Here is a 14,693-nt window from a genome sequence, read left to right as displayed (position 1 = left end):
TTGCATTCGGTCATACTCTCCAAATCACCGTCCGATATAGAAACGATGTCTATTGAAGTGAGTGAATCTGCTTGAATGTTTCAATATGACTTATACATTCTTAAGTATTGTACCATCTGCCGTGAAAGTTTGCCAGATCGTTTATAAAGATGATTGTGGAAATGTAGTACCGAGTCCTCATATAAATATACCCGTAATGTATTAACCTCATTTAAAAAATTATAAAATCACAAAAAAATATTATGTACTGACTGTTTATTAAGGCAAGTAACTCACATGAGGATTTTGCAAAATCCTTACATAAAAAAACAAAGCCCGTTATGCGACAGGCTTTGTTTAACCAAAAATATATACTCACAAATTTATTTTCTAAAATTTTAAAATTAGTTAAAAACGACCGTTTTGTTCTCATGAACCAGAATACGATCCTCTGCATGCCACTTCACGGCTCTTGCCAAAACGACCCGCTCTATGGTGCGACCGATCCGTTTTAGCTCATTTACATCATCTCCGTGGCTTACACGCTGCACGTCCTGCTCAATGATCGGTCCGCCGTCCAATTCTTCAGTTACATAATGCGCAGTAGCACCAATAATTTTCACACCGCGATTATAGGCTTGGGCATATGGCTTCCCACCCACGAATGCCGGCAGAAAGGAATGATGGATATTGATAATCCGGTTGCGATAATGCTCAATAAACTTGGGAGAAATAATCTGCATGTAACGGGCCAAAATGATAACGTCAATGTCTTCGCCAATGACCTCTAGTTGGCGGCGCTCCGCCTCCGGTTTGGTATCGGCTGTTACCGGAATATGGTGATACGGGATGCCAAATGATTCCACATACTCCTTCATATCCGGATGATTACTAACCACCAATGAAATATCCGCGTCCAGATCCCCTGCCTGCCATTGCCACAGCAGTTCTACCAAACAGTGATCTTCTTTAGAAACGAAAATAGCCAGTTTTTTCTTGCGGCTAACCGCAGAAATCGTCCACTCCATACGGAATTGCTCAGCAACAGCGGCAAAATCCTGCTCCAACTGTGGCTGGGTTGCACTCAAATTCGGCAGATCAAATTCAATCCGCATAAAAAACATACCGCCGGACGGGTCCATTGTATATTGATCAGATTGAACGATATTGGCCCCATGCTCGTACAAAAAACGGGACACGGCCGCTACAATACCTGGTCCGTCTGGACAAGATACAAGCATACGCGCGCGGTTTTCATGGGCAGACAGAGTGCTATTTGGCTGATGTTTTACGTGAATTTCCATGTGGCTATTAATCCCCCTTAGCTTATACCGTCACTGGCAAATGACTGCCGGCAAACCAGGCAATCAACCGTTGATTAATGTGTTCTTCGCTCAAATCTGGAAATAGTGCCGCTTCCGTTATCATGTCATACAGACGCTCCAACGGCTCACGTGGATCGGCTTTTCTTGCTTTGGCATCATTTTTTAGCAGAGCCCAGGTGTCCAGCACAAATTTACGGACATCCACATCCTGTTTTTTGAAAAACGAATGCAATTGCTCTACCTGACCCACAAACTCATCCCCAAAGCGCTCCTTTACATTTCCGCGAAGCAAGGCAATTTCAACCTCATACATCGGACGCTGAGTTTTGGCTTCCTTGCCAATCCATGGCGTCTCCAAAATAAACGGACGCCCTTGAAGTGCTTCATGATGCACCACATTATGAATGGTCTGATAGCCAATCCAGCCTGATCCGATAGGAGTATGTCGGTCTTTATGAGCGCCAACTGGATTTTTACTATCATTGATGTGAACAACTGCGATGCGATTCAAGCCGACAATACGGTCGAATTGCTCCAATACACCGTCCAGATCATTTACGATATCATAACCCGCATCGTGAATGTGACAGGTGTCCATACAAACCGTAAGACGCTCGTTATGCTCTACTTTATCTATAATGGAGGCAATCTCCTCAAAGCTACGACCCATTTCCGTTCCTTTGCCTGCCATCGTTTCAAGCGCAATGTTAACATCTGTCTCCTTCACGCCGTTTAGTACCTCGTTCAAACCATCAGCAATACGCCCGATTCCGTATTCTGCATCCTTATCGGTAAAAGCGCCTGGATGCAGCACGATATTTTTCACACCAATCGCGTGTGTGCGTCGAATTTCCTCCTGAAGAAAGCTGACTGCAAGCTCATAGGTATTTTCTTTGTAAGAGCCAAGGTTGATGATATACGGGGCATGCACCACGATATCTTCCATTCCCTTCTCAGCCATTAACTGCTTGCCTTCCTCCAAATACATGGACTCCATCGGCTTACGACGCGTGTTTTGCGGTGCTCCCGTGTATATCATAAAGGAGCTGGACCCGTAAGAAGACGCTTCTTTTGTAGCGCTGAGCAGACCTTTGTCCGAGAAGGACACATGAGAACCAATTTTCAGCATGATCCTGATTCATCCCCTTATCCTGTTATGCTTGTCTTATTTTAATTTAATCATTTTAACGTGATTATTGAAATCAAACAACATAGCTTTTATGGCAGCTTTCTTAAATGACTCTATTAAGGGAACACGTAGATAAAGTACACATCAGAATTTATGTTAGTCAAACGAGGGTAAATAAAATCATGGATTGACATCCTTAACCGTATAAAGGTACATTCATATGAAGTTTTTTTCTCAAAAAGGGTTATATTCTATAACAGATGTATTTTTTTGTGAATCGGAAGGAGAGCTGGCTCCATGAACATCATCGTATGTGGAGGAACTGGATTGGTGGGGAGTGCACTGGTCAAAAGCCTGCTAGACGACGGATACACCGTGAAAGTCGTTACCCGCAAGCCACTGGTAGGACACGAAGCGAGCCCCCGCTTGCAATATATGAGTTGGAACGAATTAAAACAAAAGCCTGAAGTACTGGAAGGCACAGATGCGGTCGTTAATTTAGCAGGCGAAACGCTGAATCAGCGCTGGACGGATAAGTCTAAACAAAGAATTCTTCAATCACGACTGCTATCTGTTGCCCGGTTGGCTCAAGCATTGAATGCTCTACAAAAAAAACCGAAAGTAATCATTCAGGCTTCGGCTGTCGCCGCCTATGGTACATCCCTGACCGAAACATTCGATGAAACGAGCCCGCGTCGTTCGGAAGATTTTTTGTCTCAGGTGGTTGAGCAATGGGAGGAAGCCGCCAATGCCTACCCTTCTGATGCCCGTTTAATTAAGTTACGCATTAGCCTTGTGCTGGACAGAAAAAAAGGGGCATTCCCACTCATGAAGATACCTTATAGCTTCGGATTCGGCGGCAAAATAGGCAGCGGTCATCAATGGATGAGCTGGATTCATATTGAGGATATCGTTCGTCTGATCACGTACTGCATCCATACGACGGAAATCGTCGGGGCAGTGAATGCTTCATCACCACATCCCTTGACGAACGACCAGTTTGGGAGGACAGTAGCTATGGTATACCACCGTCCGCATTGGTTTCCCGTTCCAGGCATTCTCGTTCAAAAACTGCTCGGTGAGATGAGCACCCTTGTCTTGGATGGCCAAAAAGTACTCCCGCACAAAGCGCTGGAGCACGGATTTAAGTTTAACTATCCTTCACTTAAGGACGCTCTAGAGGAACTCCATTCTTCCCAAAAACAGCATTGAATTCAAAAAGAGGAACTCCAGGCTGGTAGGTAGTGTCACTACCAGCTTAGGGTTCATTTTTTAAGTCAGACACAATCTATCGAGCAGACTGCAAGTTTTTAAGATGCCTCATTTTATTATTATTAATAGTCCACTATTCATAAAGAAGGAAGCCCTAAATCTAACAGGCCTCTTCTTGACATCTATCCATATAACCTTCATTTATGATGCATTGGAGGATTTAGAAGAGTCCAACCGATAAGTATAAGAGACTCCAGCGATTTTAAAAGTGTCTCCCTCATTCAGGATGTACTCCTTATAAGGCACCATAGGCTCTCCATTCAGAGCAGTTCCGTTCGTCGAGGATAAATCCTTAACAATGTGGCTATGTTCTCCTGTAACTATGCAAAGCTCAATATGAGAACGGGAAGCTCCATCCGTATGCTCCACAAACTGGACCAATTGCGGATCTCTCCCGATGATAAAGCTGCCTGCAACGAATTGGTCTGGCTGCAACCGGATGCGCTCGGTCCCTCCACTACCTAGTGGCTTGCGTTCCAGGCAAGCAATCGGTGATTGCTGAACAGGTGAAATCTGTATCTCTTGATCTGGACGAAGCAGCATCGTTTCCTGCTTAGATGCAGCATTTAGCAGCTCCGTTACCCCGGAGAGAGACTTATAATAAGCCTCACTGGTATCACTGGCTTCCAATTCATTTCCCCGTCCCGCACCTTTCCACGATGGCTCGTGTAGGTCATAGTTTGCTGAAGTGTTATCCCTATCTTCCGTAACTCGGTTTCCCGCGCTTTTAGATTCTGAGTTTGGAAAAGTCCATCTCCAGCTCTCCTGCCCTTGATCACTCGAATCGGAAGATTGCTTGTCTTGATGATGACGTCCCGCTACAAATCCGGTCAGCTTATCTACCTGATAACGATCATTTTTCCGCTGTGCTGAGGAAGAAGTAGTTCCTAACCATTCCGAATCCAATACAGGTACTGAATCGCTGTACATATGAGATGAAGCTCGATTGCGCTCCCATTTCCCCGTCCAGCTTATATAAGCAACAGCGGCAAGTACCAAGGTCAGCACCACGGAAATGATCAACGGTACCGTCTCTGGATGATCCAGATAAATATAACGCCACACGATGGCCGAAGCGAGCAGACATCCGAGAGTAATGTAGGTTTTATATTTTTGCAATCCAGGCTCCACATCTTCTACTTCGTTTTCTGTTACAAGCTCAGAATTCTCCTCTGGTTTCACGGACGGTTTGAGCCGATTGATCCGTTTAAGCTCCTGAATCTCCTGCAGAGTCTCCCGATGCTCTTGCCCGTATGTTCCGCCACGATCAGTATAGTTCCCCTGTGAGGTATGAGCAGATATGATAGGGTCGGCTGATGAAAAAGCTCGCCCTTCCATACTTTCTCCCTTCACGCTAGCACTCTCTGTACCAGCCTTCATTCCTTGCAATAGCAGTTCCTTTAGCAATCCCAATTCAAATTCATTTCTATCACACAGATCGAGTATGCGTTGTATATATTCTCCCTGAAGGTGGGCCACACGAGTCATTAAACGAATAACCATCTGCTTAAATTGACTGCCTGTTTGCCCTGCATACTGTAAACTGCGTAAAGGAACATAGGTTAAACTGGCGGTTTCCCTTGTACCTGAACCACTTAGAAAAATATAATCCTCGTGCAAAATAAACTGGCGGATATCTAACATATATTGCGGGCTGCGATGGAGGGCATCTGCCACTTCAAAAAGAATCCGGTAGAAATCAGAAGTCGACACGCTCCCACCTTTCCATAACTGGGAAAGCATGCGTTGCCCCGAAATATCGTAATGTAACTCTATCTGAAAATCGACTTCCTTTATTCTAAGTTCCAGCAGACCGGGAATCCGATTACCAGTCATCATGCCGGTCTGTACGGAATTTAAATCATCGGTCTTGAGCCCGTCTTCCTTGTTTAGAATCATAAATGTCCCGCCGTTCCGGGCAAAATCCCTGCTTAAACCAAACAATTCATGACCTCCTTAACAATTTCCTATCTCCGTGAGGTAGCATGATCTCCCCCAGCGGACATGTCATGGCAAGAAGTAAAGATAAGCACTGATCGCTCCCGGAATGACTGCCGTCATAAAAGGAAACCTGAGGTGCGCTTCATTTCCACCGGTCAGCGCTTTGCCGCTGCGAAATAGAAAAAATCCTCCTAAATTAAAAGCCACGCGCCGCAGTCTCATGATGGTTTCCCTCTTCCACAGCAAAATTCCTATGCCAATAATACCTGCAAAAAAAATCGAATATAAAGCTGACTGCCATGCAAAAGCGGCACCTGTCCATGCTCCAATCAAGCCGAACAGCTTTACATCTCCTGCACCAACAGCTCCCATCCAGTACAAAATCAGCATGAACCCAAATCCGGTACCCAGTCCAGCAACAGCAAATAAAAAACCGTGCCACCCTCCAAACAGAGTATTGAACACCAAGCCTACCACTATGCCGGGCAATGTAAGCTTATTAGGGATTTTCATGCTACGTAAATCCGTAACTAACGCGATCGCGAGCAGAACTCCGCATACAATATACATCCACGTCAATGCGATCTTCCCCCTTTATAAAATAGAACTAGCAGACTACCAAATCACTTTCCATCGTAGGTATTCCTGTCCGTCTATGTCGAGTCGATTCTATCTATCCATCAGCTGGCTTTTCCACGGTAAACGGAACTTCTATACGTTGACCGTCCTCTGTTTCAATCACAAAGCTCCATTGACCGGGTGTTGTGTTCGTTCCCACAAACCAGTTCCATTCAATAATCCCGTCCGCATTGGCAGAGGTCCAGCCCAAATGCTGGGCCGTGCTTTGGCCCGACTTATAAAGTACAGAAAGATTAGCATTCGTCCCAGGCTCAACCTTGGCCTTGATCAAATTGTACACACCCTTCACAGCAGGTTCAGGCTTAACGAGCAACTGTATGGAATGCTGCGCATCCTTATCCGCTGTTGCCTCTCCTGTACCTGTCCCCTCCCCTGTGTTCCCAATCCAGAGACGTTCCTCTGCCGCCGCTTGAAGCACAATGCTGCGATACAAAAAGGGGACCTTCATCGGCAGTTCATACGATAACTCTACTCTAAAATAAGGGTCCTTAGTTCCTGTAAGAGCAGGTACATGTACACTCGTTATATGAATACGGTCATACTCCAGAATGCTTTCCTCCATAAAAGGCTTTAGCATCGGCTTCAGAACAGGATCGAGTGCAGCTTCCGTAAATCGCCCCCTCAGCTCCTCCATCGGCTTTTGACCGCCCTGAACAGCGCGTTCTACCCAATCACCAATTGGAGGTGGCAACTGGGCAGCGAATTGGCTTGCATATTCACTCACAGATAACTTAGGCAATTCATCCAGCGGTTCACGGACTGCATCTATTTTCGCGGACGCCGCCTCCACAGCTAGAGACACCGGGTAGATTTTAGTCGAAACCTGCTTAACCGCTTCTGAAGCGGTGGTCTGCAAGGCCGTGGATACCAGCGTCATCTGAACCATATAAATGAGAAAAATAATAAAAAACAGAAACATTGGCAACACCAGTGACGCTTCTAAAACAATACTTCCTTGTTCACATTGCTTCTGCCCACAAACTTTCCGTAAACACCGATTAATAGGAAAAATGCGCTGTTTTCGTGACATAGTACACACTTCCCTTAATACTCTCGCCTTCTTTTGAGGCGGTCCCGAGCATCTTCATTACCCCAGGTAGAAACCACAGCCTCATCCCATTCTTGACCTCACCCGTTGCATACGTTTGCCGCTCAGCAGGATTGACATCTGTATTCAGGCGGATCAGAGCAAACATACGGGACATTTTTCGTTCATTATTGCTATGGAGCATCAGGAACAATCGCAAATGATCCTTGTATGTCATTCGAAATTTCAGAAAATCAGACAATGGCACGTCTCCCTTTTGTGCCAGCATAATCATATCTTCTATCGCTTTTTCTACTCCATATAACAAAGCTGCCGCCAAAACGACCAGCGGATTACCTTTTGAGCTGTTTTTAACCAATCCCTCCATTGTTCGAATGGCAAGTCTCATAGCAAAAATTTCTCCATAGGCGGATGCCAGATTACCCGTCGGATTATGGAAGCCATACAGGATATACTCAACTTCCTGATTATTCACCTCCAGCTGATCTCCCAAAATCTGTGCAGCATTTCCCACATTTCCACCCGATCCGGCCAAACTGCCAAAACGGCTAAAATCCACATGATGGAAGTAAGAAAGTGCGTATTCATTCTGGTAAAACTCGTCTCCCAGTTGAGTCAGTAAATTGGATGCCGACCCGTATAGACCATCCATACTATCCATGGAAGCTCCCGCAGCATCATAGGTGTCATAGGGCAAATCAGCGGATACAGATGGACTGGATGTAGACTGGTTAAACGAAATACTTTAATTGTAATACCGCTCCAGATTTTGGAATTGTTCTGCACTTTGTTTACTTTTGGAAAGAACCTCAATGATCCGATAGGCTTGTTTAAGCTTGTTTTTCGCCTCTTTTTCCATTTTCTTGCGTTCTTTGTCCGGTCCACGTCGCGTATCCATCATTTTGGCTTCACCGTCGAGTACATTGGCAGGTCCCACCCAAGCATACGCATTCAAGTATTTATCTATCTCTTTGAGCGTTGATGCGACTTCTTGCTTGAGCATGTCTGCATTCAAAAATGGATCTGTATAAAAAGATAAGGTACGCATCATGCTCGTTATTCTATTGTTAGCAGTATTTATAGAAGTCCGTTGCTTTTCGATTTCTGCTTCCCATTGCTCAAATTCCTTGTCTGAAATCAACAAATCCTCTGCTTTTTGCCGTGCGCTTCCTACCGACGGATCTGCGTTGGAGCCTGCTCCGCTTGGAGTAGGGGCTGCTGAAACCTCATCGTAGCCTGCATTGGCCGCCCTCTGCTTATATTGGGCAATGACTTTGCGCATCTCTTCATTAATCTGTCGGGCCTCACTTAACGGTTCCTTGGCTTCCAGAAGCAGCTTATCATGTTCTTCTCCAGCCTGAACCATGATCTGACGCAGGCGATCAAGCGCTGCCCTCGCTCTACGTGCATATTTTTCCATCTGCATGATTTTAACATCGTCCACACTCTTCTTATTGTCTTCATATACATGTACGTAATGCTTATATTGAGCGGCAATATCGGCTACAACCTCAAGCGGGTCCCATATATACTGATTGGGCATATAGGTGCCCCTCTGTTTAATAATCCGCTTGCGAACCTCTTCCATATAAGCTCCTGCCTTACGCTGCTTCTCCAGCATGTCATCCAGTTTGGCCTCTCGTCTGTCGTACAGCTTTTGCAGCCTTTTCAGCAAATCTACCGTATGAGAAGCCTCTTTCATATTTTGAGAGAGCGGCTTAAGCTTTTCGAGCACTTCAAACGTAAAATCGACAGGTGCTTTATACTTCATCTCTTCACGGATCTGCTCGTTAAATATGGCATATTTACCAAGCTCCCTTTCCATTTGCAGGGAACTAGAATCCAGCTTCATATTCATAAGCGGTAGCGTTTCTGTGCGTGCCGTACGCCGCGCGCTGTCATTCAGCACTTTGACCATAATTTGTTCTCCGCCGCCTTCGCCATAAGCAAACAAACCGTACTCCTGTTGTAATGTCGGATCATAAGCAGACATCACTGAACGAACCGCCGCATGGGTCAGCCGTTCGGTCTGCACATGCAATGCAGCAATTCTCGCGTAATCAATAAATACAGCAATAAAACCGAACATGACCGCCAAAATCAGAATTAAAAAGACCGTGACAGCACCTGATTCCCCGTCCTTTGTGTTGTGTCCCTTACCAAACACCCGCTTCCTCCTTTCCAGTTACATTCCCGTTACTTACTTCTCACTGACCGTTTTGACCATATTGCATCAGTACTTTCCCTACAACTGCCGAATCTACCTTTTCACCTGATCCTCTGCCCATAAACTTCGCACCATAATAACGGACCAACTCCACCGTACGAATCCATTCCACAGGTTCGACCACGCCAGAGCTCATTTCCCCTTGCAAATCTGTCTGATCTAAAAACTGATTCAACAAAGGCACCTTCACTATCTTATTTAACTTTGTGGTCACCTTACGGTGAATCATACTGTTCTCATATGTCATCTGCCCCTGCATGCCCGCAGGCATTCTATTTTCTGCATTGGACAGCTTCTGAGCAGGTAACGAGCCTCCCCCATTGCCGCCCGGAACCTGTACACTTTCCTGATTGTTGGCTCCGGTCCAGCCAAACAGGGCTCCCAGCATAACATCATCCTTCAGGCGCCAATAGAGAGAATCCCGTTGCCCTTGTGTAAATGCTCCCGTACGTGGGTCCTTGAAGCTGTTATCCCAACTGTAAGCGGCCCTTTCCGAAGCAGTAGCAGCGACCTGCACCAATATAGATTTTTGATATATGTACAGGCAAAAAAATAACATCACAAAAATGACCAGCAGTAGAATGGGAAAGACGAGGGAAGCTTCCAAGGAGAAGCTCCCGTCCTCTTTTTGTGCTAATTTACGCAGCATTATGAATCCATAAAATCGTTACTTTTTTTATCCGCCTTTTTCAAAAGCCCTTCTACAATTTTCTTGATCTGATCCTTAAAAATAATTGCCACCGCAATCAGAATGGCAATGATCAGGATCATTTCTAACGTACCCAGACCATCCTCATCCTTGTACAACTTACGAATACTGCCTGTTACTAATATCATCATCGTTGTATTCCTCCTACATATTCATCATCATTAAAGCCGGAGCGCCCACCAGCACAATTACCGTTAGCAAAATCAGCGCCATCGGGAATACTAGCTTAGATGAAGCCTGCTCCCCTCTTGTGCGGCTAATTGAAGTCCGCTTGCCCCATAACGTCTGGGATAACTCACGTAAAGCCATCACGAAATCGCTCCCGCCGCGCCTCATATTCAACAAAACTGTCGTCGTAAATACTGTCATTTCCTGAATACCACAACGTTTACTCAGGTGCTCAAATGCCTGTTGAAAGGAATAGCCACTTTCCCATTCCGCCACCGTCTGCCTCAGTTCTCGATACAACGGATGTTCCGTATCCGCCCCTTTACGTTCCACGCAATGTAGCAATGCCCGTTGTACCGTCTCACCTGCACCTACTAGAAGCATCATTTTACTCAACAGTTCAGGCAATTCCATTAAAATTTGCTGCTCCCGCTTCTGTACTTTCCCATGCAAATCCTTGATCAGCGCGATGGGTACCAGAATACCAAGTCCCAATCCGAGCACCAGCCCGGTCGCATCCCCGCCCAGCATAAGCGATATTAAAGCTCCACCAGCAGCCATTATATATCCGTAACCCAACATTTCTGTCAGAAAAAGCATCGTTTTTTCTCCGCTGTTGCGCATACCATACAGCTTCTGCACCGAACGCTGGAGCTTGAACATCAGCAAAGGCAGCCTGTGAGTAGCACGTGAAGCATGAATCATGTGTACAAATGGGACTGAAAGTCTTTGCAGCCGCAGTCCCTCCAGCTTCATATGGCGGAAATGCGCATACTTAGCACCATGCATCTGGTTCAGCACCACCCAGCCTCCCACTTGCAGAACCAGCATGACCAGACAAACCAACATCACCACACCCATCTCTCCTTACACTTCAATCTTCATAATGTGATTGATCCACACAAGACACCCACCAAGCACCAATAAACAAAAGGTTGATAAAATCATACCTGTACCGCTGTATAAGGGCATCATGTAATCACCCGCTGTCATCGTCATAAACAATACAAACAAAAAAGGCGCCGCAAACATAACCCTCGATTCAAAACGTTTCTGCGCAATCATTACACCGATCTCCTGCTGAATTTCCAACTTCTCACCAATGACACTTGAAGCTCGTCGTACAACTTCCACCAGATCACCTCCGGTTCGCTTGCAAGCCGCAAATACGTCCGCAAAATTCGTAATATCCTCCATTTGCGCCCGACGGGCCAAATCCTGCAAAGCAGCCTCTACAGGCTGTCCGATTTCGAGACAGGCGGTAATAATGTTAAATTCAAAAATCAGGTCGTGATCTCCATCCGGACTAAGCAACCTCAAATCCTCTACAGCCTCACGAAAACCATTCTCCACCGACCTTCCCGCTGAAAGAGAAGACGAGAGTGAATATAAAGCCTGCTTGAATTGGATGCTTAGAGCAGACCTGCGTCGATGCAGCAAAAATTGCCTAAAATAACGAGGCGTCACCCCAGCCCCGGCAGCGCACAGCAACGATAATATCCATTGGTGATAAAATAGATAGCCGATCATCGCAAACAGCACGCCACTAAACAATATGCACAGACTTTTTTGTACTGTCGATAATGTATACACCGTATAATCTGGCAGAGAAGGGATCTCATGTGATACTTGCTTGGCAGTCGTTTTTCCTGGCTTCACGCTGATACTCCTCCCCTGTGCCAGCTTTCCGGATTGATCCCGGCCATTTGCAGCTTCAAAGTATGTTGCAGACCCTCGCCACAACGTTCCAGACCTCCTACGATTCGCCCCTTACTTTCTCCTCGTTCCTGAAAACGATAAAGGGGATTAAGCGTCACCTCACCATTTTCAAAACCAATCACTTCGCTAATTTCCAGTACTCGTCTGGATTTGTCGCGCATCCGTGACAGATGAACGAATATATCAATGGCCGAGCTGATCTGCTGCCGTACTACTCCAAGCGGAAGCTCTGCCCCTCCGAGCACCATCGTTTCCAGCCGGCTGACCATATCGCGGATATTATTCGCATGCCCAGTTGACAAAGATCCATCGTGTCCTGTATTCATCGCTTGCAGCATATCCAATGCCTCACTTCCCCGGACCTCACCCACCACAATGCGGTTGGGCCGCATACGCAGGGAGGAACGAATCAGATCACGAATTGTGATTTCTCCCTTCCCCTCGGTGTTCGCATTCCGTGTTTCCATGGAAACTAGATTAGGGACCGTCACAATTTGCAGCTCTGCTGAGTCTTCAATGGTAATAATCCGTTCAGACGACGGGATAAACTGGGATAATGCATTCAGAAAAGTTGTTTTACCAGACCCCGTTCCTCCGCTTATAAAAATGTTGTACTTGCTACGTACCAAGTCCTTGAGCATAGCAGCGGTTTCTGCATCAAGCGCACCCATTTGTATCAAGTCATCCATCGTCATAGGACGCTCGGGAAACTTCCGTATTGTCATCGTCGGACCCTTGAGAGCAACTGGAGGCAACACAATATTTACGCGTGACCCATCCTTTAACCGGGCATCCACAATGGGGGAAGCCTCATTCACAATTCGGTTTACCCCGGCTACAATCGTCTGGATTAAATCCTCCAGCCGCTCGCGGGACTCAAATTGATCAGGTACCTGCATCACTTCACCAGCCCGTTCCACAAAAATTTCCCGGTGACTGTTAATCATAATTTCCGTAACGGTCGGGTCATCAATCAATGGCTGGAGTACATCCAGCCCACGGAAAGAGTTAAAAATCTTGCGGACGAGTGCATGCTTCTCACGGGAAGTTAAGCCCACCAGCTCTACATCGTGTAAAATTCGATTTTCAATATGCCGTACCAGATCTGCATCCTTTACCGAAGACGTTACGTCCAGCCCGTTTCGGATATCTGCTCGCAATGCCTTAAACCGTTCCTCATTCATGTTCATCAGCCCCTTTTAAGACCAAACGGCGGGCGGATGTGTTACACTGTCCACATTCAGCAGCTCGTGGCACAGATGACGAATTTCCCGCTGATAAATCGGTGAACTAAGCAGTAGCTCATGGTGCTGCATCTGCTTCCATGAAGGTATATAGGGTAACGCTCCGTTTAGCTCCATGAAGTCACGAGGTAATGAGTTGATCATAGTTCCCATATAGCGGTTCACCACAAAGCTGGTTTTGCATATCATGTCTTCAAGCCCTTCAGGCTGCGTGGTTTCTAAAACATCCAGCCATAATCCGCACTTGTGCATGCTCATTAAATCGTCTGCCAGCAGCCAAATCAGCTTATGACTAGCTTCAAGCACGGCTTGAGCCCGATCACCTTTTTCAGAATCGCCATCTACGATCACTACATCATACTGCCCACTTTCGGCAACCGTTCGAATCAGCTCTTTCGCTTCATCACAAGTCATGTCCGTCAGCTCCTTGCGATTATAGACAGGCTGAAAAGTATCCGCCTGAATTTCAGGGCGACGAATACAGTAGGAAGCCATGGATAATGGAATGTCCTCACTCCCCTCCGCCTTGAGATCATAGAGCAGCCTGGACAGCCCTTCTCCTTCTGCTCCGCTAGCACTGCCTGAACCAGTGAACAACGAGCTTGAATCCACCGTCTCCAGATTCAGATAGAATACCGAATATCCCTCATTCCCCAGCTGTTTGGACATATTGAGTGCGGCCGTTGTCTTGCCTAGTCCACCGGAAGCTGCTACGATGCCGATAATCATTCCACCTTCCCGACTGTTTACACTTTTCCGACCGTTCGACCTCTGTCTAGCCGTTTCCAAAATAAAACCGACCAGCTCAGATAAAGGCTGATACTTTAATAAAGGCTGTCCATATTCGCTCACTTGTTCTCCCTCATGCAATACCAAACAAGGAATATCAGCAGCTTCCCTGTCTGTCCATAGATTCAAAAAAGCCGCTTCACCTACCACCACATCCGGTCTTTTCATTCCACTGGTTTCCATCATGTATTGATGAAATGCCTCCGGTTGCGAAAAAGCCGTGATTCTCAGCCTTCTGGCGTACTCGCTTCCGTGAACATAATTCAGCAGCGGCTCAATATAATCCCGGCTTTCTACGGCCAATACCACTTTCACTGGAACTATAACGCTCATCCCTTTCCCTAACACAACAACGCAAAAAAGCACCGTTCATCCATCCGTAAGTACATACGGTTGGTGAACGGTGCTTCCGTCACGTGCAATCTATTTACTGGTAGAATAGCATAGCGCTTATATTAGAGCAAGTATTTTTTGTGCAAGTATCTTCCAAAATCCTCGTACTAG

12 protein-coding genes and 1 pseudogene are annotated in these 14,693 nt (G+C 46.2%); 1 reads left to right on the top strand and 12 read right to left on the bottom strand.

Translation table 11 applies throughout. The annotated features are described in order from the left end of the window. Positions 1-383 precede the first annotated feature (383 nt). Both purU and NLX82_RS08465 read right to left on the bottom strand, forming a co-directional pair. Complete coding sequence (gene purU / locus NLX82_RS08470; RefSeq protein ID WP_023987631.1) at positions 384-1,283, bottom strand: formyltetrahydrofolate deformylase; 900 nt, start codon at positions 1,281-1,283, stop codon at positions 384-386. Positions 1,284-1,305: 22 nt separating this feature from the next. Continuing rightward, positions 1,306-2,433, bottom strand: a complete 1,128-nt coding sequence (locus NLX82_RS08465) for a deoxyribonuclease IV (RefSeq protein WP_023987630.1) — start codon at positions 2,431-2,433, stop codon at positions 1,306-1,308. Positions 2,434-2,730: 297 nt separating this feature from the next. On the opposite strand from NLX82_RS08465, the gene NLX82_RS08460 reads away from it, so the two are divergent. Continuing rightward, positions 2,731-3,645, top strand: coding sequence for a TIGR01777 family oxidoreductase (locus NLX82_RS08460; protein WP_076294980.1), 915 nt, complete (start codon positions 2,731-2,733; stop codon positions 3,643-3,645). A 201-nt stretch (positions 3,646-3,846) separates the two neighbouring features. On the opposite strand, the gene NLX82_RS08455 is transcribed toward NLX82_RS08460, so the two are convergent. From NLX82_RS08455 to NLX82_RS08405, 10 genes and pseudogenes are all read right to left on the bottom strand, one after another. Then, positions 3,847-5,649 carry a DUF6382 domain-containing protein gene (locus NLX82_RS08455; RefSeq protein WP_076294981.1) on the bottom strand — a complete coding sequence of 601 codons (1,803 nt, stop codon included), beginning with the start codon at positions 5,647-5,649 and terminating at the stop codon, positions 3,847-3,849. 63 nt (positions 5,650-5,712) lie between these two features. Further along, positions 5,713-6,225, bottom strand: a complete 513-nt coding sequence (locus NLX82_RS08450) for an A24 family peptidase (RefSeq protein WP_028543024.1) — start codon at positions 6,223-6,225, stop codon at positions 5,713-5,715. A 94-nt stretch (positions 6,226-6,319) separates the two neighbouring features. Beyond that, complete coding sequence (locus tag NLX82_RS08445) at positions 6,320-7,315, bottom strand: TadE/TadG family type IV pilus assembly protein (protein ID WP_254347778.1); 996 nt, start codon at positions 7,313-7,315, stop codon at positions 6,320-6,322. Continuing rightward, positions 7,284-9,500, bottom strand: a pseudogene (locus tag NLX82_RS27905) (hypothetical protein). The gene NLX82_RS08445 and the pseudogene NLX82_RS27905 overlap by 32 nt, the downstream one beginning before the upstream one ends. 40 nt (positions 9,501-9,540) lie before the next feature. Next, positions 9,541-10,209, bottom strand: a complete 669-nt coding sequence (locus NLX82_RS08430; RefSeq protein ID WP_023987624.1) for a TadE family protein — start codon at positions 10,207-10,209, stop codon at positions 9,541-9,543. After that, complete coding sequence (locus tag NLX82_RS08425; protein WP_023987623.1) at positions 10,209-10,400, bottom strand: Flp1 family type IVb pilin; 192 nt, start codon at positions 10,398-10,400, stop codon at positions 10,209-10,211. The genes NLX82_RS08430 and NLX82_RS08425 overlap by 1 nt, the downstream gene beginning before the upstream one ends. 13 nt (positions 10,401-10,413) lie before the next feature. Beyond that, a complete protein-coding gene (locus tag NLX82_RS08420; protein ID WP_081326375.1) occupies positions 10,414-11,298 on the bottom strand; it encodes a type II secretion system F family protein in 885 nt (294 codons plus the stop codon). A 6-nt stretch (positions 11,299-11,304) separates the two neighbouring features. Continuing rightward, positions 11,305-12,096 carry a type II secretion system F family protein gene (locus tag NLX82_RS08415; RefSeq protein WP_053324906.1) on the bottom strand — a complete coding sequence of 264 codons (792 nt, stop codon included), beginning with the start codon at positions 12,094-12,096 and terminating at the stop codon, positions 11,305-11,307. Continuing rightward, complete coding sequence (locus NLX82_RS08410; RefSeq protein WP_076158172.1) at positions 12,093-13,340, bottom strand: TadA family conjugal transfer-associated ATPase; 1,248 nt, start codon at positions 13,338-13,340, stop codon at positions 12,093-12,095. The genes NLX82_RS08415 and NLX82_RS08410 overlap by 4 nt, the downstream gene beginning before the upstream one ends. A gap of 15 nt (positions 13,341-13,355) precedes the next feature. Beyond that, complete coding sequence (locus NLX82_RS08405) at positions 13,356-14,522, bottom strand: P-loop NTPase family protein (RefSeq protein ID WP_076158175.1); 1,167 nt, start codon at positions 14,520-14,522, stop codon at positions 13,356-13,358. Positions 14,523-14,693 lie beyond the last annotated feature (171 nt).

Source organism: Paenibacillus sp. A3M_27_13, assembly GCF_024213315.1.
GTDB classification, from domain to species: domain Bacteria; phylum Bacillota; class Bacilli; order Paenibacillales; family Paenibacillaceae; genus Paenibacillus; species Paenibacillus polymyxa_B.
The sequence above is the reverse complement of the archived record's forward strand: the minus strand, read 5'-3'. Positions and strand labels throughout refer to the sequence as shown.

Coding starts and splice junctions, on each gene's coding strand:
- NLX82_RS08425 (WP_023987623.1), bottom strand. CDS start 10,400: ATGATGATATTAGTAACAGGCAGTATTCGTAAGTTGTACAAGGATGAG.
- NLX82_RS08445 (WP_254347778.1), bottom strand. CDS start 7,315: ATGTCACGAAAACAGCGCATTTTTCCTATTAATCGGTGTTTACGGAAA.
- purU (WP_023987631.1), bottom strand. CDS start 1,283: ATGGAAATTCACGTAAAACATCAGCCAAATAGCACTCTGTCTGCCCAT.
- NLX82_RS08420 (WP_081326375.1), bottom strand. CDS start 11,298: ATGGGTGTGGTGATGTTGGTTTGTCTGGTCATGCTGGTTCTGCAAGTG.
- NLX82_RS08460 (WP_076294980.1), top strand. CDS start 2,731: ATGAACATCATCGTATGTGGAGGAACTGGATTGGTGGGGAGTGCACTG.
- NLX82_RS08405 (WP_076158175.1), bottom strand. CDS start 14,522: ATGAGCGTTATAGTTCCAGTGAAAGTGGTATTGGCCGTAGAAAGCCGG.
- NLX82_RS08465 (WP_023987630.1), bottom strand. CDS start 2,433: ATGCTGAAAATTGGTTCTCATGTGTCCTTCTCGGACAAAGGTCTGCTC.
- NLX82_RS08430 (WP_023987624.1), bottom strand. CDS start 10,209: ATGCTGCGTAAATTAGCACAAAAAGAGGACGGGAGCTTCTCCTTGGAA.
- NLX82_RS08410 (WP_076158172.1), bottom strand. CDS start 13,340: ATGAATGAGGAACGGTTTAAGGCATTGCGAGCAGATATCCGAAACGGG.